The sequence below is a fragment of the Vibrio sp. V43_P6S15P86 genome (assembly GCF_009904725.1).
Lineage (GTDB): Bacteria > Pseudomonadota > Gammaproteobacteria > Enterobacterales > Vibrionaceae > Vibrio > Vibrio diabolicus.
In genome coordinates this window covers 1-20,082 of sequence record NZ_WXWT01000233.1, presented here as the reverse complement: position 1 = coordinate 20,082, position 20,082 = coordinate 1, and the positions used below count along the sequence as shown (strand labels likewise).

The window sequence follows — 20,082 nt, the reverse complement described above, 5'->3', positions numbered from 1 at the left end:
CAGACATCATGTCTGCTTTTTTCGTTAATTGAATGCTCGTTGGAATCGAGCCGTCGAATTAAAACTCTTCTTCGTTGAGACCTTTTAGGATCTGGAAGATTTCGCGGTACGCTTTTGCTGGTTTCCCTGCTTTTTTCTCTTTGGCTGCTTGGCGAGCCAATTGGCGTAGACGCTGACGATCCGCTTCTGGGTACATTTCCATTACGTCATCAATGGCTTTGTCGCCTTCTTCCACCACGCGATCACGCAGAGCTTCAAGCTTGTGGAATACCGCCGTTAATTGAGAGTGCTTGTTACGAATCTTATCCAACGCCGCTTGGATTGGCTCTGGATCTTCATAACGCATCAACTTACCAATACGTTGTAATTGGCGACGACGCGCTTCGTTTTTAAAGCGTTGTGCGTCTGCAATTGCTTCTCGCAGGTCTTCGCTCAATGGAAACTTTTCGAGAACTGCAGGTTTGAGGCCGACAAGCTCCTCACCTAGCTTTTGCAGTTCTTCCATGTCTCGCTTCATCTCGGATTTGCTTACCCAGATGATCTCTTCTTCTGGTTCCCATGGCGCTTTTTGATTCTTACGTGCCATTTCAGTTGCCTGTGTTTTGATTAATATTATGACTATTTTAACAAGAATCGTGGGGAGAAAGCGAAATTCTTGTTATCCTATTGTTCATCAAAGACAAGATGTGAAAGACAATGGATATTAAACAGCAGGTTGCTGAGCAACGTACCGAGCTAGAGCAAGCCGTCGCAAGAGCCTTAAAGCTTGCATCGGCAAAATCTGACGCCGCCGAAGTCGCAATTACCAAAAGCACTGGTTTAAGTGTATCTACTCGCATGGGCGAGGTAGAAAATGTCGAGTTCAACAGCGATGGTGCGCTGGGCATTACCGTTTACCGAGGTCAACGTAAAGGCAGTGCTTCCACGTCTGATTTAAGTGAAGCTGCTATCGAGCAAACCGTTATTGCGGCGCTGGATATTGCGCATTACACATCTGAAGATCCATTTGCAGGGCCCGCAGCCAAAGAATACATGGTTCAAGAGATCCCTGAGCTTGATCTTTTCCATCCAGACGCCCCTGATCCCGATTATGCTGCCGATGTGGCGATCGCCGCTGAGAAAGAAGCGTTAAGTTATGACAGTGCAATCAAGCAAAGTGATGGCGCGAGTTATGATAGTCACTACGGTGTAAAAGTGTATGGTAACAGCCATGGCTTATTAGCAAGCTATGCGTCTAGCCGCCACAGTACCAGCTGTTGTGTGATTGGCGTTGGTCAAAATGGCGAAATGGAGCGTGATTACAGCTACACAGTGGCACGTCATCGCGATGACTTATGGACACCAGAAACAGTGGGTCGTAAGGCGGCAGAGAATACGATTAACCGCTTAGATGCGCAGCGCTTAAAGACAGGTAAATACCCAATCATGTTTGCCGCTGATGTTGCAACTGGCTTGATTGGTCACCTTGTTATGGCGATCAGCGGTGGTAACCTGTACCGTAAATCTTCTTTTCTACTTGATCACCTTGGTAAGCAAGTGCTTCCTGAGTGGTTCAATATCTCGGAGCGTCCACATGTATTACGTGGTTTGGCGTCAAGCCCCTTCGATAGCGAAGGCGTGTACACTCAAGATCGTGAGATCATCACTGACGGTGTGCTAGCGACTTACCTGTTAACCAGTTATGCTGCACGTAAAATGAAGATGGCGCCGACAGGTCACGCTGGTGGCATCCATAACTGGTACGTGAAATCGACTGGTCAAAACTTCGAACAAATGCTCAAAGAGCTCGGCACTGGTTTGTTAGTGACAGAAGTTATGGGGCAAGGCGTGAACGTGGTAACTGGTGATTACTCTCGCGGTGCTGCAGGCTTTTGGGTTGAGAACGGCGAAATCCAATACCCAGTATCGGAAATTACCATCGCTGGTAATCTAAAAGACATGTTCAATAAGATTGTTGCCGTAGGTAGCGACGTTGAAACGCGCTCGCAAATTCAAACGGGTTCAATCTTACTGGATGCGATGAAAGTTGCGGGTGAGTAAGCTTTCCTAATTCAGAATTAAAAAAGCCTGATGTGTTCATCAGGCTTTTTAGTTTTTGCAGTTAGGTAATCAGTATTGTGGCAAGCCCTAAGAATACTGATAAACCAATTACATCCGTTACGGTCGTTAACGCCATACCACCAGCTAAAGCTGGGTCGATGTTCATTTTCTTTAAGAGGATTGGAATCGTTACTCCGGCAACCCCAGCGACCAATAAGTTAGTCAGCATCGCGGCGGAAATGATTCCTCCTAGCATCCAGTTACCTTTCCAAGCGACAACAATGCCGCCAATAATCAGCGCCCACATGATGCCGTTGAGTAAACCGATCGAGGCTTCTTTCATCAACAGTTCTCGTTTGTTCGAGTCACCGATATGACCAAGAGCAAGACCACGAATCACTAGTGCGACGGTTTGGTTACCAGCGACACCACCCATGGAAGGAACAATCGTCATCAATACGGCAATGGCAGCCATTTGGTCTAGCGTGGCTTCAAACATGTTAGAAACAGAAGCGGCGGCGAGTGCGGCCAACACGTTGGCCCCAAGCCAGATACTGCGTTTGCGAGCTGATTTTACAACGGGGGCGAAGGTATCTTCGTCATCGTCCATACCTGCCATACTCATCATCGAGTGCTCGGCATCTTCACGGATAACGTCAACTACGTCATCGATAGTGATACGGCCAACGAGATGCTGATTCTCGTCTACGACAGGAGCAGAGACCCAGTTACGACGTTCGAACAGACTAGCAACATCTGAATCACTGGTATCGACAGTAATCGCTTCGTCAGCATCTTCCATGATGTCGACAATTTTGACATCAGGCTGGGTCGTGATCAGCAGAGTAATGGGTAGTTCACCAATCAGTTTGCTTTCTTCATCAATGACATAAAGTGCATCCGTTGCTTCTGGTAGTTCACCTTTCATACGCAGATAACGTAAAACCACGTCCACATCTACGTCACCACGAATCGTGATAACGTCGGTGTTCATCAGTCCACCTGCAGTGTCTTCTGGGTAGGACAGGGCGGTTTCGACACGCAGACGGTCAGAGGAGTCCATTTGCGACAGGACTTCGCGTGACAGGTTGTCTGGCAAGCTACGCAGTACATAAGCCACGTCATCGGTATCCATGCCTTCTGTCGCTTCTGCAAGCGCTTCTGGTGCCATTTTGGATACGAGACTATCTTTGACGTCTTCGTTCAGTTCGTCGAGGATTTCACCGTAGTCTTCAGGGTCGGTGAGTTGCCAGAGAACTTCACGGCTTTTGCGTGGAGAGGCTTCTAAAAGGTGAGCGATATCCTCAGGTTCCATGTCCTGTAACTGACGACGAACATGGACGAAGCGGCCATTTTCTAGCGCTTCTGTGACTTCTTGGAGGGCTTGGTGAGCTTGGTCGAATTCAATTTGCTCTGCCATTCATTCCTCCCAATTCCTGATATTTACAATGCGTTGAATAATAACTTAATTCTAGGCGCCTTTTAATAACAACTTATGATACTAAGCAAATTTATTTCTTGGAGCAGTGAGGGGAAGGAGAGTGAGAGGTAATAAAAAAGCGAGTAAATTACTCGCCTTCATCAAATTTATCTTCGATTAAGTGGCAAACGGCATCCAGTGCTTCTTCTGCTTGCTCACCCGCAGCGTGGATTGTGACGTACTGTCCTTGAGCAGACTCAAGCATTAATAAACCCATTACGCTGTCTGCTGTGGCGGTTTTGTCTTCTTCATTGTCGATAGTGATGACCGCTTCAAAGCTCTGGGCCAGTTCGACCAGTTTGACGGCTGCGCGAGCATGTAAGCCAAGGCGATTTTGAATCAATACTTTACGACTTAACTCCACAGCTACTCCTTAGTGTTTTTCTCTAGTGAGGTATGGCGAATTTGCACTTGGTGTCCTTTATTGGCGAAGTACTCACCGATTTGCTGAGTTAAGTACACCGAACGGTGTTTACCACCGGTACAACCTATTGCAACGGTCAAATAGCTGCGGTTGTTTTTCTCGAGCAGAGGTAACCAATTCTCTATAAAGTTTTCAATTTGGTATTTCAAACTTAACACCGATTGGTGCTGCTCCAAAAATGCGGCGATAGAGGCATCCAAACCCGTAAGTGGGCGCAACGCTGGTTCCCAATGTGGGTTGGGCAAGAAGCGAACGTCGAATACGTAATCGGCATCGGAAGGCAGGCCATATTTGAAGCCAAAAGACTCAAATACCATAACAAGCCCTTTGCGATCTCTGCCTTCAACACGCATACGCACGGTTTCACTCAACTCATGCAAAGATTGTCCGCTGCTGTTCAGTACAAGATCGGCATGCGCTTTAAGTGGTGTTAAAATTTCTTTCTCACGCTCGATGGCTTGGTCAAGGGAGAGAGAGGTGCCACCTAAAGATAAAGGGTGGATTCGGCGTGTTTCGCTGTAGCGTTTGAGTAGCGTTTCCTTATTGGCGTCCAAGAAAAGCACGGTCACATCAAGCTCTGTTTTCAACTGCTCCAGTGTACCAGTCAGTTCTTTTAGCTTTTTAGGGATATTGCGAATATCAATGCTTACCGCAACATTCTGCTTGCTGTCAGCAACAGAGTGAACAAATGCGTCCAGCAAATTCACTGGGAGGTTATCAACACAGTAATAACCTAAGTCTTCCAGTACGCGCAGCGCAATACTCTTACCGGCACCTGAGTGCCCGCTAACCACGATTAGTCGCATGATGTCCGTCCTGCTTATTGGTGAATCATGATGTCGTAAAGTTCTTCATCACTCTGAGCATTGCGCAGTAGTTTCAATACTTGCTTATCGCTCAGACGTTCTGCCATAGAGGATAGAGTCTTGAGGTGCTCTTTGCACTGTTCTTCTGGTACAAGGAGCGCAAAAAGAAGGTCGACAGGTCGATTATCAATCGCATCGAATTCAATTGCTTCATCACATTGCAGCAAGACAGCAATAGCCTTGTCGCTCGATTGCATTCTAGCGTGTGGGATCGCAATACCGTTTCCGATACCAGTACTGCCCATTTTCTCTCTGTTGAGCATGCACTCGAACAGTTCGGTAGAATCTTGGCCCGTTTGATCAGCCACGATGCGGCTGATCATTTCAAGGGCGCGTTTTTTACTCGTGCAGTGGACCGCACTCTTGGTGCAGTCCAATGACAGTATTTCGCTCAGTTGCATGATTAATGACTGTTTAGTTTTTCTTTGTGCTTATTGAGTTGGCGAACCAATTTATCTACCAGCGAATCGATCGCGGCATACATATTTTCGTCATCAGCTGATGCGTGGATTTCGCCTTGATTTATATGAAGCGTAGCTTCCGCGATTTGAGTGATTTTTTCAACTTTTAGTACAACATGTACTTGATTGATATGGTCGAAGAACCTTTCGAGCTTCTGAAACTTAGAATTTACATAGTCTTGCATTGAATCGGTAAGATCAACGTGATGGCCTTGAATATTGATTTGCATAGACTTTCCTTTTCAGTTAGTGCCTTATAATAGGCGTTTACGCTGACTTGAAGGGGCAATTCCCAAGGATTCTCGATATTTGGCTATCGTACGTCTTGCGACCTGAATCCCTTGGTCAGCCAGAAGAGCAGCAATCTTGCTATCACTCAATGGCTTAGCAGTATTCTCTGCTGCGACCAGTTTTTTAATGAGTGCGCGAATTGCTGTTGACGAACATTCTCCGCCGTTGTCAGTACTAACATGGCTAGAGAAGAAGTACTTCAATTCAAAAATGCCACGTGGTGTATGCATGAATTTTTGTGTTGTTACACGAGAAATCGTGGATTCATGCATGTCCACCGCCAAGGCTACATCATTTAGTACCATTGGCTTCATGGCTTCCTCACCATACTCGAAGAAATCTTGTTGATGTTCAACAATACATCTTGCAACTTTGAGTAGCGTCTCGTTTCTACTCTCTAAGCTCTTAATTAACCATTTTGCCTCTTGCAAATTGCTGCGGATGTACTGGCTATCCGCGCTATTGCCTTTGCCCAATTGAGCATATTGTTGATTAACTTTTAATTTTGGAACGCTATCTGGGTTGATAGAAACAGTCCATTTGCCGTTGTCTTTAAAAACGGACACATCTGGAATTACGTACTCGGTATCATCCGGTGTGATACGGCTACCGGGACGAGGATCTAACTGCTGGATAAGTTTGAGGACTTCACGGAGATCGGCTTCTTTCAGCTTAGTCTCTTTGATGACGAGCTTGTAATCACGGTTCCCCAGGTGATCAATATGATCCGCAAGAATCATTTTGGCTTCAGCAAGCCATGGCGTGTCTTCTGGGAAAGTCGCCAGCTGTAGCAGTAGGCACTCTTGTAAGTTGCGTGATGCCACACCGAGCGGATCGAACTGCTGAATACGTTTACGAACGGCTTCTACTTCGTCTAACTCAATCTCTTCGTTATCGAAGCTCTCATGAATTTCTTCAGGAGATAGGGTTAGGTAACCGTAGTCGTCAACAGCGTCAATAATCGCTAATGCAATCGTACGATCGGTTTCACTGAATGGTGTCAGGTCAAGCTGCCACATTAGGTAGTCATGCAATGATTCCGTGGTTTCGCCTTGGTAGACGGGCATATCATCGTCAAGAGCTAAGCCAGTGCTACCGGTATTCGCGCTGTAGACGTCATCCCAAGTGGTATCGATTTCAAGTTCAGAGCTGATCTCTGACTTCTCAATTACGTCTGAACTGTCTGGAACGTCAATGTCTGCTGGTTCGTTAGCACTGTTGCTATCAGCAGCCTCGACCGCTGATTTATCTTCACCGTTTGCTAGAGGCTCATCTTGGCCTTCTTCAACTTCCAATAATGGGTTTGAATCCAAGGCTTCTTGGATTTCCTGTTGAAGATCGAGTGTCGACAGTTGCAGTAAGCGAATCGCTTGTTGCAACTGTGGCGTCATGGCTAACTGTTGACCTAGCTTGAGTTGTAATGAAGGTTTCATTCAGTGTTACTTACCTTGTAATGCTCAGAATCTTACCGTTCCTAATATAATCATAGACGGAATTGTTCGCCGAGATAAACTTGTTTCACCTGTTCATTATTGAGAACTTCTGCCGGAGTTCCCGATGCAATTAGGTGCCCTTGGCTTACGATATAGGCTTTTTCGCATACGTCCAGTGTTTCACGCACGTTATGGTCAGTGATTAACACTCCGAGGCCGCGATCGCGTAGATGCTCGATGATTTTCTTGATGTCATTAACCGATATTGGGTCAACACCTGCGAAAGGTTCATCCAACAAAATGAATTGAGGGTTGGCTGCTAAAGCGCGAGCGATTTCCACCCTGCGTCGCTCACCCCCTGATAGTGCCATACCAGCACTGGTTCTGATGTGCTGGATGTGGAATTCTTCCAACAAATCTTCCAGTTTATCTTGGCGCTCTTCCCTCGTCATTTCTTGACGAGTTTCAAGTACGGCCATGATGTTATCTTCTACTGAAAGCTTACGGAAAATCGACGCTTCTTGCGGAAGATAGCCAATGCCAAGTCGTGAACGGCTATGCATCGGCAAAATACTGATGTCATTGTCGTCAATGGTAATGGTGCCTTCATCGCGAGGTACTAAGCCGACAATCATGTAAAACGAGGTGGTTTTACCCGCACCGTTTGGACCGAGCAGCCCAACAATCTGACCAGATTCAACTTCTAAGCTAACATCAGTGACGACTTTGCGTTTTTTGTAGCTTTTCGCCAAGTTTTTCGCACTCAGTACTGCCATATTAGTTCTCTATCTGATTGGGTTGCAAAATGGTCGTAACGCGCTCTTCCTTAGAGCTATCTGCGACTAGCTTTTGTTTACCAATTTGGTAACGAATCGAAGAACCTTTGATGGTGTTGTTGTCTTGCGCCAGCTGCGCTTGACCTTTCATGGTCAGTTCGTCTGTAGAAATACGGTAATCCAACTCCGTAGCTTGACCACTAAGTGTTTTACCATCGTCCATCAGCTGAGAAAACTTCGCAGGTTTACCAAATGCTTGAATCTGTTTAATTGCTTCGGTTTTAGGATCGCGAGTTACCACGATTCTATCAGCATCGATATTGATGCTCCCTTGCTTAAGAGATACATCGCCTTCAAAAACAACCTGGTTACTCTTCATATCCACCTGTTGGGTGTCAGAGTTTATGTAAACCGGCTGTTGAGTATCCGACTTGAGTGCCAGCGCTTGAGGCGCCGCCAATACCAGTGCCAGTAGGCTAAGGTGTAACGGTTTCATATCGACCTTGAACTTCATCTGTCAGAGTCGCAGTATGCTGTTTTAAGTTGCCTTGCATTGCGCCTCCAGTAGTTTCAAATTGTGGTCCAACCAACATCACTTGTTGGTCAGCTTTAAAATCACGATTGGTTAGATTAATGACCAATTTGTCTGTTGCCATGGTATCAAAACTCGCACCAGGCAGAAGATTTTGCATTAAGACTTTGTCATATAAAGTCAAAACTTGGTCTTCATCTAACACTGCTCTTGTGGCAGTCACCTTCCATTCAATGACGCTACCTTCACGGTAAACCATCAAAGTCGGGTTATTAAAAATAGTATCTCCACTCTTAGCATAATGGTCTAAGTTAGTGGAGCGAATGATGTAACTGCGGACACCATCTTCACCGTAGGTGATGTTTTCTAATCCAGAACCACTGAACATGGGCAGTTCAGAATCTGGTGCTACTTGAATTGCGTCGTTGCCTTTAGGGGTTAGTAGGTAATAACCGCACCACGCTACAACGAAGATCAAGAGCAAATAAATAAGGCGAGTAAAACTCATATAATGAAGGCCTATCGTTTAGCTCAGTACTTCCCTGACCATTGCCTTTATTCGTCTAATAAATGATTTAAATGTTTGTGCTGATATTACATCACGCCAGCTTTTAGTAAATCGTGCATGTTCAGTGCACCCACAATTTTTTCGTCTTTACATAAAATCAGAGCGTTAATGTTTTTATTCTGCATCAAGTTCAAACCTTCAACCGCCAGCATATCAGGGTGTGCTGTGGTTGGGTTTGTCGTCATGACCTCGCCAATTGCCGTCGTATGAATATCGATACGCTTGTCTAAGGTACGACGTAAATCACCATCGGTGAATATACCAAGCATAGCATCGTGCTCATCGACGATGGCTGTCATGCCTAACCCCTTTTCTGAAATTTCAAGCAGGGCATCGCGAATTAATGCGTCAGGAGAAACTTTAGGTAACGCTTCTCCAAAGTGCATAATATCAGACAACTTAAGTAGCAGTTTTCTCCCCAGTGCACCACCTGGGTGAGATAGGGCAAAATCTTCGGCAGAAAAACCACGAGCTTGAAGCAGAGCTACGGCTAATGCATCTCCCATCACTAATGTGGCAGTCGTACTGCTAGTTGGCGCCAGGCCTAACGGACAAGCTTCTTGAGGTACCGTAATTTGCAGGTGCAAGTCAGACAGTTTTGCCATATTGGATTCTGGCTTGCCTGTCATGCTAATTATCTTGATGTTCAGGCGTTTTAATACCGGAAATAGAGACAGAATTTCGTTTGACTCACCAGAGTTAGAAATTGCGAGCACAATATCTCCAGGGCTGATCATGCCCAAGTCGCCATGTGCAGCTTCGCCAGGGTGAACGAAAAACGCAGAAGTCCCCGTGCTTGCCAGAGTCGCAGCAATCTTGTTACCAATGTGGCCTGACTTGCCAATACCCATAACGGCTACTTTGCCGCTGTTGGAAAGGATCAGTTCGCACGCTTTCTCAAATTGATCATCAAAGTAGGTATCCAGCTCTTGCAGAGCAGCAACTTCGATATCAAGAACTTGTTTAGCAGCAGCGCGAAAATCAAATTGATTGGACATATCAGTTCTCTACTTATTTATCGTGGTAATTAAGCGGCCATGTTTGCGAATAAGTACACTTGATAACCTAGGAAGCATGCAAACAAGATTGCACCTTCAATACGGTTAATACTGCGTGATTTACCCAAACACATCGCGACAAGTAACAGTGAAACGCCTAACATGACCCAGAAGTCACGTCCCATCGCGTACTCACTCAGTACCGATGGATTAATGATGCCAGGAATGCCCATTACGGCCAGAATATTAAACACATTCGAGCCAATAATGTTACCGACGGCCATGTCGTCTTCACCTTTTAAAACACCAGCAAGCGATGCTGCGAGCTCAGGTAGACTAGTACCGATGGCAATGATAGTCAGACCGATGACAAGATCGCTCATGCCAAAATACTTTGCAATAATCACCGCGTTATCCACTAGCATGCTTGCTGCCAAAGGAAGCAGTATCAGGCCAATAACCACCCACATGATCGCTTTAGGGTTGCTGACGCCTTCTGGGATCTCTGACTCTTGGTCATCAAGAAAAACATCACCTGATTTTTGTTCTTTGCGGCTGATCTGCAACATAGCAAATAAAAATGCCCCAAAGAGTACAAACAATAAGACACCTTCATAAAAACCGAGATGGCTATTCCAAAGCAGAATACCGGCGAGTACTGTTACAGCAATCATTAATGGCAGTTCCCGGCGGATGACCGCGGAGCTAATCGACAGAGGCTTGATGAGTGCTGTAATACCTAGGATTAACGCGATGTTCGCGATGTTTGAGCCTAAAACGTTACCCACTGCAGTATCGGTTTTTCCGTCCCAGGCTGCGGTTGCAGAAACCATCATCTCTGGCGCAGAAGAGCCCATCGCAAGGATTGTCATGCCGATGACAAGAGGTGAAATACCGACGTTGCGGGCTATCGCTGCAGAACCAAAAACAAGTTTATCTGCACTCCATACGAGCAAAACAAGACCGACTATAAGCAACGCTACGGCTCGAGCATGAGAATTCCTAAGTATTAAATAAGTAAAATGAATAACCGCTAATTTTGACCTTTTGCGGCCTAAAATGGAAGATAAACGACGAATAAATTAAAGGTTAGTAACGAAAATGTATGCAAATGTCGTTCATTTAAATCAGCAATTCTTGTCTAGGATTTAAACACTTTGCGCTGATTTGATCGTAATCCACAAAAAATTGCAGGTATATACTCGACTTTATTTAATTGAACAGTGCTTTAAATTCAAAGCCAATGTGCTTATGATTGCAGCCTAATAAATGTACCGACGTTACTTTATTAAACGTGAAATTCAACTCCGTTGTGTGTCTGGTTGATGATGCCGTGAGTTGCAACGCTCCGACAGTAGAAGAGATGATATGTCGAACAACGATTTAGTCACCGTGAACAACCTCACTTTTTCACGGGGAGAGCGCAAGATCTTTGATGGTATTGATCTGCATGTTCCTGAGGGCAAAGTGACGGCCATTATGGGACCATCGGGAATAGGTAAAACTACACTGCTGCGTTTAATTGGTGGTCAGTTGTATCCCGAGCAAGGAGAGATCTGGTTTGATGGCGACAATATTCCCTCTCTCTCGCGTAAAAAACTCTACCATGCTCGAAAGAAAATGAGCATGTTGTTTCAATCAGGAGCTTTATTCACTGATTTGAATGTCTTTGATAACGTCGCCTTCCCATTGCGAGAGCATACGAATTTATCTGAAGAGCTGATTCGTACCATGGTGTTGCTTAAGCTTGAAGCCGTCGGTCTACGCGGCGCGGCACAATTGATGCCGAGCGAGCTATCGGGTGGCATGGCAAGACGCGCTGCATTGGCGCGTGCGATCGCCCTGGATCCTGATTTAATCATGTACGATGAACCATTTGTCGGACAAGACCCAATCACCATGGGTGTCTTGGTTGAGCTCATTAGTAATCTAAATCAAGCGTTAGGTTTAACTTCGATAGTCGTTTCTCACGACGTGCCTGAAGTGATGAGTATTGCCGATTGGGTTTATCTGATGGCCGATGGCAAAATTATCGCTTTTGGCACACCAGAAGAGCTTAATCAGAATCCTGACCCTCGCGTTCAGCAGTTCTTACAAGGTGATGCAGATGGTCCTGTGCCGTTTCGCTTCCCTTCTCAAAGTATCGAAAAGGACTTATTTGATGGTCGATAACTTTATGCATTTTGTCGCCTCACTAGGTAGACGAACGCTCTCCATCTGCGGAGCATTTGGTCGTGCGACTTTCATGCTGATTGGGGCACTGTTTACTAAGCCACAACCGCTCAAAAGCTTTCCTCTGCTCGTTAAACAACTTTATTCCGTAGGCGTCCAGTCTCTGGCGATTATCGTCGTATCTGGGTTGTTCATTGGTATGGTCTTGAGCCTACAAGGCTATGTTGTGCTGGTGGATTACGGCGCAGAGGGCAGTTTGGGGCAAATGGTGGCGCTCTCATTGCTACGTGAATTAGGGCCCGTTGTCACTGCACTTCTGTTTGCTGGTCGTGCAGGCTCTGCGTTAACTGCAGAAATAGGCTTGATGAAAGCGACGGAGCAACTTTCTAGCCTTGAAATGATGGCGGTAGATCCTTTGAAAAGAGTGATCGCGCCACGTTTTTGGGCTGGTGCTATTTCAATGCCATTACTGGCTATGATTTTCATGGCGGTGGGTATTTGGGGCGCCCAGCTTGTTGGTGTTGACTGGAAAGGTGTTGACCATGGCAGTTTTTGGTCAGCGATGCAGTCCTCAGTTGAACTAGGACAGGATATTGGTAACAGTATGATCAAGTGCTTTGCGTTTGCAATTACGGTTACTTGGGTCGCTCTATTTAACGGTTATGATGCTATTCCAACTTCGGAAGGGATCAGCCGAGCAACTACGCGCACTGTTGTGCATTCTTCTTTAGCAGTACTAGGACTAGACTTTGTACTGACCGCATTGATGTTTGGGAATTAATCATGCAACAAACACGTAAAACTGAATTATGGGTTGGCAGCTTTGTATTAGCGGGAATTTGCGCGATTCTTGTGATGATTTTTCAAGTTGCTGACGTAAAAAGCATTGGCTCTGGTGATACTTACACCCTCAAAGCCGAGTTCGATAATATTGGCAGTTTAAAAGTTCGTTCGCCCGTAAAAGTGGGGGGCGTTGTGATTGGTCGAGTAAGTAGTATTTCGCTTAACCCAGACAACTTATTGCCAGTTGTAACACTATCTATCAATAGCAAATACAATCAGTTCCCAGAGACGTCGAGCGTACAAATTTTGACATCTGGCCTGATTGGTGAGCAATACATTGGTTTAGTACCTGGCTTCGTTTTTGATGATGAAGTCATGCTGGTGGATGGTGATACCATCGAAGACACCAAATCGGCGCTTGTGCTTGAAGACTTAATTGGCCAAGTACTATACAGCGTAGGTGGTTCAGACGACTCAAGTAAGGAATAACTATGTTAGCGAGATTACTACTTTCAGTTTGTGCTGTGTTTAGCGTTTTTGGAGCAACAGCAGCAGAGGTGGATAAAACTGAACCTTATAAGATGATGAAGCAGGTAGCTGAAGTCACGTTCGAAAGATTGAAAGCCGAACAGCCGAAAATCAAACAAGATCCAAATTTACTTAAAGTGATCGTTGAAGAAGAGCTAATGCCTTACGTCAACTACCGCTATGCAGGGTTAAAACTTCTTGGTCCAAACTTAAAAGGTGCTAAGCGTGAAGATGTACTTGAGTTTATCGATGCATTTCGTGCGTACCTGATTGCGTCTTATGCACAAGTGTTGACGCAATACTCTGACCAAAAAATTGAGTTTGGTCCTGAGCCTAGCATTGATGACTCTAAGCGTATTACAAGCATTAAAGTTGATATCATCGATACTCCGCGTCCAAACATCAAACTTGAGTTCAAATTGCGTAAAGACAACAAATCTGGTGAGTGGGAAGCGTTCGATATGATTGCGGAAGGCATCAGTTTACTCTCTAGCAAACAGTCAGAATGGAATAGCAAAATTCGTCAAGAAGGCATTTTATCTGTCGCGAAAGATCTAGAAAAATTAGCTGCGGAGCCGGTTCGCTTTGAGGCGAAGAAATAATGGCCCAGACTCCCGCTCAGTGGCAATTAGATCAAAACATTCTTAAGCTAACAGGGGCACTTGATAGAGATACAGTACCCTCATTGTGGGCGTATGCTCAGCAATGGCAACCAGCTCAAGCTGAGCTGGAATGCTCGTTAAAAGAGATAGAGCGCGTCGACTCTGCAGGAATGGTGATGTTAATCCACTTATTAGAGCATGCAAAAAAGCAAAACTGTCATATAATGCTCAGTTTCGTGCCGGCGCAACTGCGCACTTTGTTTCAACTGAGCAATGTTGAATCTTTAGTGGCCAAACACATACAGAATTATCAGGGGTAAATTGTGGATAGCGCAAAAGTACAACAGTTATTAGAAGAAGCACTAAACCTTCAAGAAGTGCATGTAAAAGGTGAAGGTAGCCACTATGAGGTGGTTGCTGTTGATGCTTGTTTCGATGGAATGAGCCGCGTTAAGAAGCAGCAGTTAATTTATGGTCCTCTGATGGAATACATCCAGCGTAACGACATTCACGCATTATCAATTAAAGCGTTCACACCAGAAGAGTGGGCTCGTGATAAGAAACTGATGTCGCTTTAAGGTTTATTGATGGAAAAGTTTCGAGTTATTGGGTCAGATAAACCACTCGTTGGTGAAGTGACCATTTCCGGTGCAAAAAACGCAGCACTGCCGATTTTATTTGCGTCTATCTTGGCGGAAGAGCCTGTAGAAGTGGCAAACGTGCCACACCTTCGTGATATCGATACAACCATGGAACTGCTTAAGCGTTTAGGCGCGAAAGTAAGCCGTAATGGTTCTGTTCACGTCGATCCAAGTAGCATTACTGAATACTGCGCACCGTATGATTTGGTGAAAACCATGCGTGCTTCTATTTGGGCTTTGGGTCCGCTCGTAGCGCGATTTGGTCAAGGTCAGGTTTCTCTACCTGGCGGTTGTGCTATCGGTGCTCGTCCTGTTGATCTGCATATTTCTGGCCTAGAGCAGCTTGGCGCAACGATTACGCTTGAAGATGGTTACGTTAAAGCTGAGGTTGATGGTCGTCTAAAAGGTGCGCACATCGTGATGGATAAAGTCAGCGTAGGCGCGACGATCACCATCATGTGTGCTGCAGCACTTGCTGAAGGCACTACAACGTTAGACAACGCGGCGCGTGAACCTGAAATTGTAGACACAGCGGATTTCCTAAATAAGCTTGGTGCAAAAATTTCTGGTGCAGGTACAGATACGATCACAATTGAAGGTGTTGAGCGCCTAGGTGGTTGTAAGCACAACGTGGTCGCCGACCGTATTGAGACGGGAACATTCCTTGTCGCTGCCGCGGTATCTGGCGGTAAAGTGGTATGTCGTAACACTAACGCTCATTTGCTTGAAGCGGTTTTAGCCAAGCTAGAAGAAGCTGGCGCGCTTGTCGAAACGGGTGAAGATTGGATTTCAGTTGATATGACTGATCGCGAGCTGAAAGCAGTGAGTGTACGTACAGCGCCGCATCCAGGCTTCCCGACCGATATGCAAGCGCAATTTACGCTACTGAACATGATGGCGAAAGGCGGCGGCGTGATCACTGAGACTATCTTTGAAAACCGCTTTATGCACGTACCAGAATTGATGCGTATGGGCGCGAAAGCCGAGATTGAAGGCAACACCGTTATCTGTGGTGATGTTGAGTCATTAAGTGGTGCGCAAGTCATGGCAACCGACCTACGAGCTTCGGCTAGTTTGGTAATTGCGGGCTGTATTGCTAAAGGCGAAACCATCGTTGATCGTATTTACCATATCGACCGCGGTTACGACAAAATCGAAAATAAACTGGCTGCACTTGGCGCAAATATTGAGCGAGTGAGCGAGGCAAGTTAAACTGCACCGCAGGTAACTTGGATATCAAGAGAGCCGAAACCTGAGTTTCGGCTTTTTTATATCACTCTCATGACCATAGTTATCCTTTATGGAAAGAGAGAAATTAATAGCTGTATCTGGCAAAAGCCGGTTCCTGGAGAACAAGAATGATTGCACTGTTACGTGTATTTGCTGTCGCTATCTTTGCGATTGTTATGTTTATTGGTGGTTGTGGTTACTGCCTATTAAGCCCCCGAAACCCTAAGCACGTTTTCACTTTTGGCCGCTTGTTTGCCAAGATGTCTCGTGTATTTGGGATTAAGTTAGAGCTGCGTATCCCTGAAGATGCGTATTCACGCGGCCAACATGTTTACATTGCTAACCACCAGAACAACTGGGACATGTTTACTGTTTCTGCTGCTGTGACCCCGAAAGTTGTGACAGTAGGTAAAAAGAGCTTGGCTTGGATGCCACTGTTTGGTCAGCTTTACTGGCTTACGGGTAACATCCTGATTGACAGAGCGAATCGCTCGAAAGCAAAAGGTACTATCGATCAGGTAGTGAGCAGCATGAAAGAAAGTGATGTTTCGGTGTGGATGTTCCCTGAAGGCACGCGTTCTCGTGGGCGTGGTTTGCTGCCATTCAAAACAGGTGCTTTTCATGCGGCAATTGGAGCAGGCGTACCAATCATTCCTATCGTATGTAGCTCGACGAATAAAATTAAGCTGAACCGTTGGAACAATGGTCATGTGATTGTTGAAATGCTACCTCCAATCAGTACAGAAGGCTATGGTAAAGAGGGCATTCGCGAGCTAGCGAATATCTGTCGTGAACAGATGAAAGAGAAGCTTGAATCGTTAGATGAAGAAGTCAAACAGCGTAATGCTGCTTAAGTTTTACTGCGATATCATCACGAAAAGACAATAAAAAACGGGTAGCCTGAGCTACCCGTTTTTTTATGTTTGTCAGCAAGTGCAATTATTTGCGAACTGCAATTGCTTCAATTTCGATGCCAACATCTTTTGGTAGGCGAGCCACTTCTACACAAGAGCGTGCAGGGTAGTTTGCTACGCCGTGCTCATCAAAGAACTTGCCGTAAACTTCGTTCACCGTGCCAAAGTCGTTTAGGTCTTTAACAAAAACCGTTAGCTTCACGATATCTGACACTTTAAGGCCTGAAGATTCAACCACAGCCTTTACGTTTTCTAGAGACTGACGAGCTTGCTCTGCGATATCAGCAGACACTTCACCTGTCGCTGGGTTTACTGGGATTTGGCCTGAAGTAAGAACCATGTTACCTAGATCTACGCCTTGAACGTAAGGACCGATTGCTGCTGGTGCAGATTCAGTGTGAAGTACTTTCGTCATTTGATTTTTCCATCAGTTGTAGGGAATAAAGATTCTCAGTTTGCCTCTAAACCCGTGGTAGGTAAAGAGTAAAATACCCCGACATTGCGGGGTATTTTAAACGTATCACGCCTAGTCGTACGGTGTGTTTATCGTTCGGTTACGATCTCACGTGAGAAGACTTTCTCGCAGTACTTACACTTTAAGCGGATTTCTTGTTTCTTTTCGAATACGCTAAAGCTGCTTTCTACTGGCTCATTGTGAGAAATACAGTTTGAATTTGGGCATTCGAAGACATCATTGATGCGCTCTGGAAGCTCTAACGCGAGCTTTTTCACCACTTCATAGTTTTCGATTTGGTTCACGGTCGCGTGAGGAGCATACAGCGCCAACTTGCTCGCTTGCTCTTCATTAATAAACACATTTTCTATTTTCAGTAGATCTTTATGACCGAGTGCCGATGATGGCAAGTTCAGACCAATCGTAACGCGCTGTGATGAATTGTGCATATCGAACAGTCTTAATACTTTAATGCCGATTTGCGCAGGGATGTGGTCGATGACCGTGCCATTTTTGATTGCTTCTACCTGCAATTGAGTTTCTTTAGCCATGGGTTTTCTCCTCGATTACAGTGTTTCGTTTAGAACAAGCGCCAACAGTGCTTGGCGAGCGTATACGCCATTTTGAGCTTGCTGGAAGAAGTAAGCATGAGGCGTTTTATCAACATCGGTTGTGATTTCATCCACACGTGGTAGTGGGTGGAGTACTTTTAGATTTTCGCGCGCCCCTTCGAGTAATGCAGCTGTCAAAATATACGCCGATTTAATGTGCGCGTACTCCGATTCGTCAAAACGTTCTTTCTGTACGCGCGTCATGTACAGAATATCCAGTTCAGGAATCACACTCTCCATGTCCGTGTGCAGGCTATATTGAATGCCAGCTTCGTCTAGCTCTTCGCAGATGTAATCTGGCATTGCCAATGCTTCTGGTGCAACAAAGAAGAAGCGGATGTTGTTAAACTTTGCTAAGGCTTGAGTCAATGAGTGCACTGTGCGGCCATATTTTAGGTCACCGACGAATGCGACGTTCAGGTTGTCTAGACGTCCTTGTGTTTCCGCGATGGTGTATAGGTCGAGTAGCGTTTGAGTTGGGTGTTGGTTTGCACCGTCGCCCGCGTTGATCACTGGCACGCCATTTGAAAATTCAGAGGCCAAGCGAGCGGCGCCTTCTTGTGGATGACGCATCACAAAGGCATCGACGTAAGAAGAGATGACTTGTACTGAATCTGCGAGTGTTTCGCCTTTTTTCGCCAGAGAGGTATTACCATCATTATCAAAGCCAATCACGTCACCACCAATGCGTTGAATCGCTGTTTCAAACGATAAACGTGTACGTGTTGATGGTTCAAAGAAACAACTGGCAACGACTTTGTTTTTAATCAGTTCTGGTCGAGGTGCTTTTTTAAGGCTACCTGCTGTTTCTACGATAAGTTCCAGTTCTTCGCGTGAAAGCTCTGGAATAGAGATGATGTGCTTCTGGTAAAGCGAGTTCGCCATGATCTTCTTCCCTATAACATTGATGACTACATCCAAATTGCCTAAAGGAATTTTGGACATAAAAAAACCTCCCCAAATGGGGAGGTTTTAAAATTCAATAGAATTAACGAAAATAACACCACGTAAGCGTAGTCGCTTAGCTAGAGCAAATCGCGTTTTCATGTCGGCAATTAGCTTGGTCATTTCTTAATCCTCAGACAAATTGCCGAGCATTATACGCTTAACTTTCGTGAGCGCAAGCGATTACATCATGGTTTTTAGCGGCTGTTTTGGCTTGCTAGTTTAGCTTCCTAATGTTGCTACCATCACGGCTTTGATAGTGTGCATACGGTTTTCAGCTTCGTCGAATACGATGGAGTATTCTGACTCAAATACCTCTTCTGTTACTTCAAGGCCTTTCATGCCGTATTTTTCAGCGACTTCTTTGCCGACGGTGGTCTCATCATTGTGGAAAGCCGGAAGACAGTGCATGAATTTCACATGTGGATTACCCGTTTGCTTAATCACGTCCATATTGATTTGATATGGTGTCATTAAAGCCACACGTTCATCCCATGCCTCAGCGGATTCACCCATAGATACCCAAACATCGGTGTAAAGGAAGTCACAACCCTTCACGCCTTCCTCCACGCTTTCAGTTAATGTGATTTTTGCACCAGTTTGCTGCGCGATAGTTTGGCAAGTTGCCACCAAATCTTCTTCAGGCCAGAACGCTTTTGGCGCGACAAGGCGAATATCCATGCCCATTTTAGCGGCACCCACCATGAGCGAGTTGCCCATATTGTTGCGTGCATCGCCTAGGTAAGCGAAGGTCATTTCATGCAGCTGCTTACCGCGTCCGTGCTCTTGCATGGTAAGGAAATCGGCAAGGATTTGGGTTGGGTGGAACTCATCAGTCAAACCATTCCACACTGGAACACCAGCATAAGTGCCAAGCTCTTCAACAATGGATTGGCCAAAGCCGCGATATTCGATGCCGTCATACATGCGACCTAAGACGCGTGCGGTGTCTTTCATTGATTCTTTATGGCCAATCTGAGAACCAGAAGGGCCGATGTAAGAGACTTGAGCGCCTTGATCAAAAGCTGCGACTTCAAACGCACATCGGGTACGAGTCGAAGATTTCTCAAAGATGAGTGCAATGTTTTTACCTTGAAGTGTCTTCTGCTCTGTTCCTGCATATTTTGCTTTTTTTAGCTCTGCAGACAGTTCGAGCAAGAACTGGATTTCTTTGGTTGAGAAATCCAATAGCTTCAAAAAGTTGCGGTTACGTAAATTGAAAGCCATAGCTCGTCCCTTAGTACGTGTGATTGAATTAATAGAATGCATTAAAACATATAAATGCTTTATTTGTGAATAATTATTTTTATGTAAAACTAAAAAAGGTTGATGC

The 20,082-nt window shown here is 45.4% G+C and carries 26 protein-coding genes; 9 read left to right on the top strand and 17 right to left on the bottom strand.

The genetic code is table 11. The features are described from left to right. Positions 1-58: 58 nt before the first annotated feature. On the bottom strand, positions 59-586 hold the full coding sequence (gene yjgA / locus CAG69_RS10275) for a ribosome biogenesis factor YjgA (RefSeq protein WP_005396253.1): 528 nt from the start codon (positions 584-586) through the stop codon (positions 59-61). A 110-nt stretch (positions 587-696) separates the two neighbouring features. Here yjgA and pmbA point away from each other — a divergent pair, with 110 nt between their 5' ends. Beyond that, positions 697-2,040, top strand: a complete 1,344-nt coding sequence (pmbA, locus tag CAG69_RS10270; RefSeq protein WP_005396252.1) for a metalloprotease PmbA — start codon at positions 697-699, stop codon at positions 2,038-2,040. A gap of 61 nt (positions 2,041-2,101) precedes the next feature. Here pmbA and mgtE read toward each other — a convergent pair whose 3' ends face one another. The 11 genes from mgtE to CAG69_RS10215 form a co-directional block, all read right to left on the bottom strand. Continuing rightward, positions 2,102-3,460 carry a magnesium transporter gene (mgtE, locus tag CAG69_RS10265; RefSeq protein WP_006742352.1) on the bottom strand — a complete coding sequence of 453 codons (1,359 nt, stop codon included), beginning with the start codon at positions 3,458-3,460 and terminating at the stop codon, positions 2,102-2,104. A gap of 148 nt (positions 3,461-3,608) precedes the next feature. Beyond that, the gene (locus CAG69_RS10260) at positions 3,609-3,884 is read right to left on the bottom strand and encodes an HPr family phosphocarrier protein (protein WP_005396244.1); all 276 of its coding nucleotides are present in this window, start codon (positions 3,882-3,884) and stop codon (positions 3,609-3,611) included. Between the two features lie 2 nt (positions 3,885-3,886). Then, a complete protein-coding gene (gene rapZ, locus CAG69_RS10255; RefSeq protein ID WP_109170274.1) occupies positions 3,887-4,750 on the bottom strand; it encodes an RNase adapter RapZ in 864 nt (287 codons plus the stop codon). Positions 4,751-4,764: 14 nt separating this feature from the next. Beyond that, positions 4,765-5,211, bottom strand: coding sequence for a PTS IIA-like nitrogen regulatory protein PtsN (gene ptsN / locus CAG69_RS10250; RefSeq protein ID WP_005381116.1), 447 nt, complete (start codon positions 5,209-5,211; stop codon positions 4,765-4,767). Between the two features lie 2 nt (positions 5,212-5,213). Next, positions 5,214-5,501 (bottom strand): ribosome hibernation promoting factor, encoded by a 288-nt coding sequence (gene hpf, locus CAG69_RS10245; protein ID WP_005381114.1) that lies wholly within the window; start codon positions 5,499-5,501, stop codon positions 5,214-5,216. Positions 5,502-5,525: 24 nt separating this feature from the next. Continuing rightward, positions 5,526-6,995 (bottom strand): RNA polymerase factor sigma-54, encoded by a 1,470-nt coding sequence (locus CAG69_RS10240; protein ID WP_005396241.1) that lies wholly within the window; start codon positions 6,993-6,995, stop codon positions 5,526-5,528. 50 nt (positions 6,996-7,045) lie between these two features. Next, a complete protein-coding gene (gene lptB / locus CAG69_RS10235; protein ID WP_005381111.1) occupies positions 7,046-7,771 on the bottom strand; it encodes an LPS export ABC transporter ATP-binding protein in 726 nt (241 codons plus the stop codon). Position 7,772: 1 nt separating this feature from the next. After that, on the bottom strand, positions 7,773-8,267 hold the full coding sequence (lptA, locus tag CAG69_RS10230; protein ID WP_005381109.1) for a lipopolysaccharide transport periplasmic protein LptA: 495 nt from the start codon (positions 8,265-8,267) through the stop codon (positions 7,773-7,775). After that, the gene (gene lptC, locus CAG69_RS10225; protein ID WP_005381106.1) at positions 8,248-8,811 is read right to left on the bottom strand and encodes an LPS export ABC transporter periplasmic protein LptC; all 564 of its coding nucleotides are present in this window, start codon (positions 8,809-8,811) and stop codon (positions 8,248-8,250) included. The genes lptA and lptC overlap by 20 nt, the downstream gene beginning before the upstream one ends. Positions 8,812-8,897: 86 nt before the next feature. Then, positions 8,898-9,869 (bottom strand): arabinose-5-phosphate isomerase KdsD, encoded by a 972-nt coding sequence (gene kdsD / locus CAG69_RS10220; RefSeq protein ID WP_161444061.1) that lies wholly within the window; start codon positions 9,867-9,869, stop codon positions 8,898-8,900. 29 nt (positions 9,870-9,898) lie between these two features. Beyond that, positions 9,899-10,879: a calcium/sodium antiporter gene (locus tag CAG69_RS10215; protein ID WP_161444093.1), complete on the bottom strand. Its 981-nt coding sequence runs from the start codon at positions 10,877-10,879 to the stop codon at positions 9,899-9,901. Between the two features lie 358 nt (positions 10,880-11,237). On the opposite strand from CAG69_RS10215, the gene mlaF reads away from it, so the two are divergent. The 8 genes from mlaF (at position 11,238) to CAG69_RS10175 (ending at position 16,679) form a co-directional block, all read left to right on the top strand. Further along, positions 11,238-12,041, top strand: coding sequence for a phospholipid ABC transporter ATP-binding protein MlaF (gene mlaF / locus CAG69_RS10210; RefSeq protein WP_005396235.1), 804 nt, complete (start codon positions 11,238-11,240; stop codon positions 12,039-12,041). After that, positions 12,031-12,822, top strand: coding sequence for a lipid asymmetry maintenance ABC transporter permease subunit MlaE (gene mlaE, locus CAG69_RS10205; protein ID WP_005396234.1), 792 nt, complete (start codon positions 12,031-12,033; stop codon positions 12,820-12,822). Before mlaF ends, mlaE begins: the two co-directional genes overlap by 11 nt. A 2-nt stretch (positions 12,823-12,824) precedes the next feature. Continuing rightward, entirely contained in the window at positions 12,825-13,313 is a 489-nt protein-coding gene (gene mlaD, locus CAG69_RS10200; RefSeq protein WP_005381099.1) for an outer membrane lipid asymmetry maintenance protein MlaD, read from the top strand. 2 nt (positions 13,314-13,315) lie between these two features. Continuing rightward, positions 13,316-13,954, top strand: a complete 639-nt coding sequence (gene mlaC, locus CAG69_RS10195) for a phospholipid-binding protein MlaC (protein ID WP_161444059.1) — start codon at positions 13,316-13,318, stop codon at positions 13,952-13,954. Next, positions 13,954-14,274 carry an STAS domain-containing protein gene (locus CAG69_RS10190; RefSeq protein ID WP_005396231.1) on the top strand — a complete coding sequence of 107 codons (321 nt, stop codon included), beginning with the start codon at positions 13,954-13,956 and terminating at the stop codon, positions 14,272-14,274. The genes mlaC and CAG69_RS10190 overlap by 1 nt, the downstream gene beginning before the upstream one ends. Positions 14,275-14,277: 3 nt before the next feature. After that, entirely contained in the window at positions 14,278-14,532 is a 255-nt protein-coding gene (ibaG, locus tag CAG69_RS10185; RefSeq protein WP_005396230.1) for a BolA family iron metabolism protein IbaG, read from the top strand. A 9-nt stretch (positions 14,533-14,541) separates the two neighbouring features. After that, positions 14,542-15,807: a UDP-N-acetylglucosamine 1-carboxyvinyltransferase gene (gene murA / locus CAG69_RS10180; protein WP_046873610.1), complete on the top strand. Its 1,266-nt coding sequence runs from the start codon at positions 14,542-14,544 to the stop codon at positions 15,805-15,807. Positions 15,808-15,953: 146 nt separating this feature from the next. Next, positions 15,954-16,679, top strand: coding sequence for a 1-acylglycerol-3-phosphate O-acyltransferase (locus CAG69_RS10175; RefSeq protein ID WP_005381088.1), 726 nt, complete (start codon positions 15,954-15,956; stop codon positions 16,677-16,679). An 85-nt stretch (positions 16,680-16,764) separates the two neighbouring features. Here CAG69_RS10175 and CAG69_RS10170 read toward each other — a convergent pair whose 3' ends face one another. The 5 genes from CAG69_RS10170 to CAG69_RS10150 all read right to left on the bottom strand — a co-directional run bounded on the left by CAG69_RS10170 (position 16,765) and on the right by CAG69_RS10150 (position 19,976). Beyond that, a complete protein-coding gene (locus CAG69_RS10170; protein WP_005381087.1) occupies positions 16,765-17,154 on the bottom strand; it encodes a RidA family protein in 390 nt (129 codons plus the stop codon). A 128-nt stretch (positions 17,155-17,282) separates the two neighbouring features. Further along, complete coding sequence (gene pyrI / locus CAG69_RS10165; RefSeq protein ID WP_005381086.1) at positions 17,283-17,744, bottom strand: aspartate carbamoyltransferase regulatory subunit; 462 nt, start codon at positions 17,742-17,744, stop codon at positions 17,283-17,285. A 15-nt stretch (positions 17,745-17,759) separates the two neighbouring features. Beyond that, positions 17,760-18,689, bottom strand: a complete 930-nt coding sequence (gene pyrB / locus CAG69_RS10160; RefSeq protein WP_005397473.1) for an aspartate carbamoyltransferase — start codon at positions 18,687-18,689, stop codon at positions 17,760-17,762. Between the two features lie 87 nt (positions 18,690-18,776). Further along, positions 18,777-18,872: a hypothetical protein gene (locus CAG69_RS10155; protein WP_031780631.1), complete on the bottom strand. Its 96-nt coding sequence runs from the start codon at positions 18,870-18,872 to the stop codon at positions 18,777-18,779. Between the two features lie 99 nt (positions 18,873-18,971). Further along, positions 18,972-19,976: an ornithine carbamoyltransferase gene (locus CAG69_RS10150; RefSeq protein ID WP_012841385.1), complete on the bottom strand. Its 1,005-nt coding sequence runs from the start codon at positions 19,974-19,976 to the stop codon at positions 18,972-18,974. Between the last annotated feature and the right edge of the window lie 106 nt (positions 19,977-20,082).

Excerpts from the sequence above, each read along its gene's own strand:
- yjgA (WP_005396253.1), bottom strand. The coding sequence starts at position 586 with ATGGCACGTAAGAATCAAAAAGCGCCATGGGAACCAGAAGAAGAGATC.
- pmbA (WP_005396252.1), top strand. The coding sequence starts at position 697 with ATGGATATTAAACAGCAGGTTGCTGAGCAACGTACCGAGCTAGAGCAA.
- mgtE (WP_006742352.1), bottom strand. The coding sequence starts at position 3,460 with ATGGCAGAGCAAATTGAATTCGACCAAGCTCACCAAGCCCTCCAAGAA.
- rapZ (WP_109170274.1), bottom strand. The coding sequence starts at position 4,750 with ATGCGACTAATCGTGGTTAGCGGGCACTCAGGTGCCGGTAAGAGTATT.
- ptsN (WP_005381116.1), bottom strand. The coding sequence starts at position 5,211 with ATGCAACTGAGCGAAATACTGTCATTGGACTGCACCAAGAGTGCGGTC.
- hpf (WP_005381114.1), bottom strand. The coding sequence starts at position 5,501 with ATGCAAATCAATATTCAAGGCCATCACGTTGATCTTACCGATTCAATG.
- CAG69_RS10240 (WP_005396241.1), bottom strand. The coding sequence starts at position 6,995 with ATGAAACCTTCATTACAACTCAAGCTAGGTCAACAGTTAGCCATGACG.
- lptB (WP_005381111.1), bottom strand. The coding sequence starts at position 7,771 with ATGGCAGTACTGAGTGCGAAAAACTTGGCGAAAAGCTACAAAAAACGC.
- lptA (WP_005381109.1), bottom strand. The coding sequence starts at position 8,267 with ATGAAACCGTTACACCTTAGCCTACTGGCACTGGTATTGGCGGCGCCT.
- lptC (WP_005381106.1), bottom strand. The coding sequence starts at position 8,811 with ATGAGTTTTACTCGCCTTATTTATTTGCTCTTGATCTTCGTTGTAGCG.
- kdsD (WP_161444061.1), bottom strand. The coding sequence starts at position 9,869 with ATGTCCAATCAATTTGATTTTCGCGCTGCTGCTAAACAAGTTCTTGAT.
- mlaF (WP_005396235.1), top strand. The coding sequence starts at position 11,238 with ATGTCGAACAACGATTTAGTCACCGTGAACAACCTCACTTTTTCACGG.
- mlaE (WP_005396234.1), top strand. The coding sequence starts at position 12,031 with ATGGTCGATAACTTTATGCATTTTGTCGCCTCACTAGGTAGACGAACG.
- mlaD (WP_005381099.1), top strand. The coding sequence starts at position 12,825 with ATGCAACAAACACGTAAAACTGAATTATGGGTTGGCAGCTTTGTATTA.
- mlaC (WP_161444059.1), top strand. The coding sequence starts at position 13,316 with ATGTTAGCGAGATTACTACTTTCAGTTTGTGCTGTGTTTAGCGTTTTT.
- CAG69_RS10190 (WP_005396231.1), top strand. The coding sequence starts at position 13,954 with ATGGCCCAGACTCCCGCTCAGTGGCAATTAGATCAAAACATTCTTAAG.
- murA (WP_046873610.1), top strand. The coding sequence starts at position 14,542 with ATGGAAAAGTTTCGAGTTATTGGGTCAGATAAACCACTCGTTGGTGAA.
- CAG69_RS10175 (WP_005381088.1), top strand. The coding sequence starts at position 15,954 with ATGATTGCACTGTTACGTGTATTTGCTGTCGCTATCTTTGCGATTGTT.
- CAG69_RS10170 (WP_005381087.1), bottom strand. The coding sequence starts at position 17,154 with ATGACGAAAGTACTTCACACTGAATCTGCACCAGCAGCAATCGGTCCT.
- pyrI (WP_005381086.1), bottom strand. The coding sequence starts at position 17,744 with ATGGCTAAAGAAACTCAATTGCAGGTAGAAGCAATCAAAAATGGCACG.
- pyrB (WP_005397473.1), bottom strand. The coding sequence starts at position 18,689 with ATGGCGAACTCGCTTTACCAGAAGCACATCATCTCTATTCCAGAGCTT.
- CAG69_RS10155 (WP_031780631.1), bottom strand. The coding sequence starts at position 18,872 with ATGACCAAGCTAATTGCCGACATGAAAACGCGATTTGCTCTAGCTAAG.
- CAG69_RS10150 (WP_012841385.1), bottom strand. The coding sequence starts at position 19,976 with ATGGCTTTCAATTTACGTAACCGCAACTTTTTGAAGCTATTGGATTTC.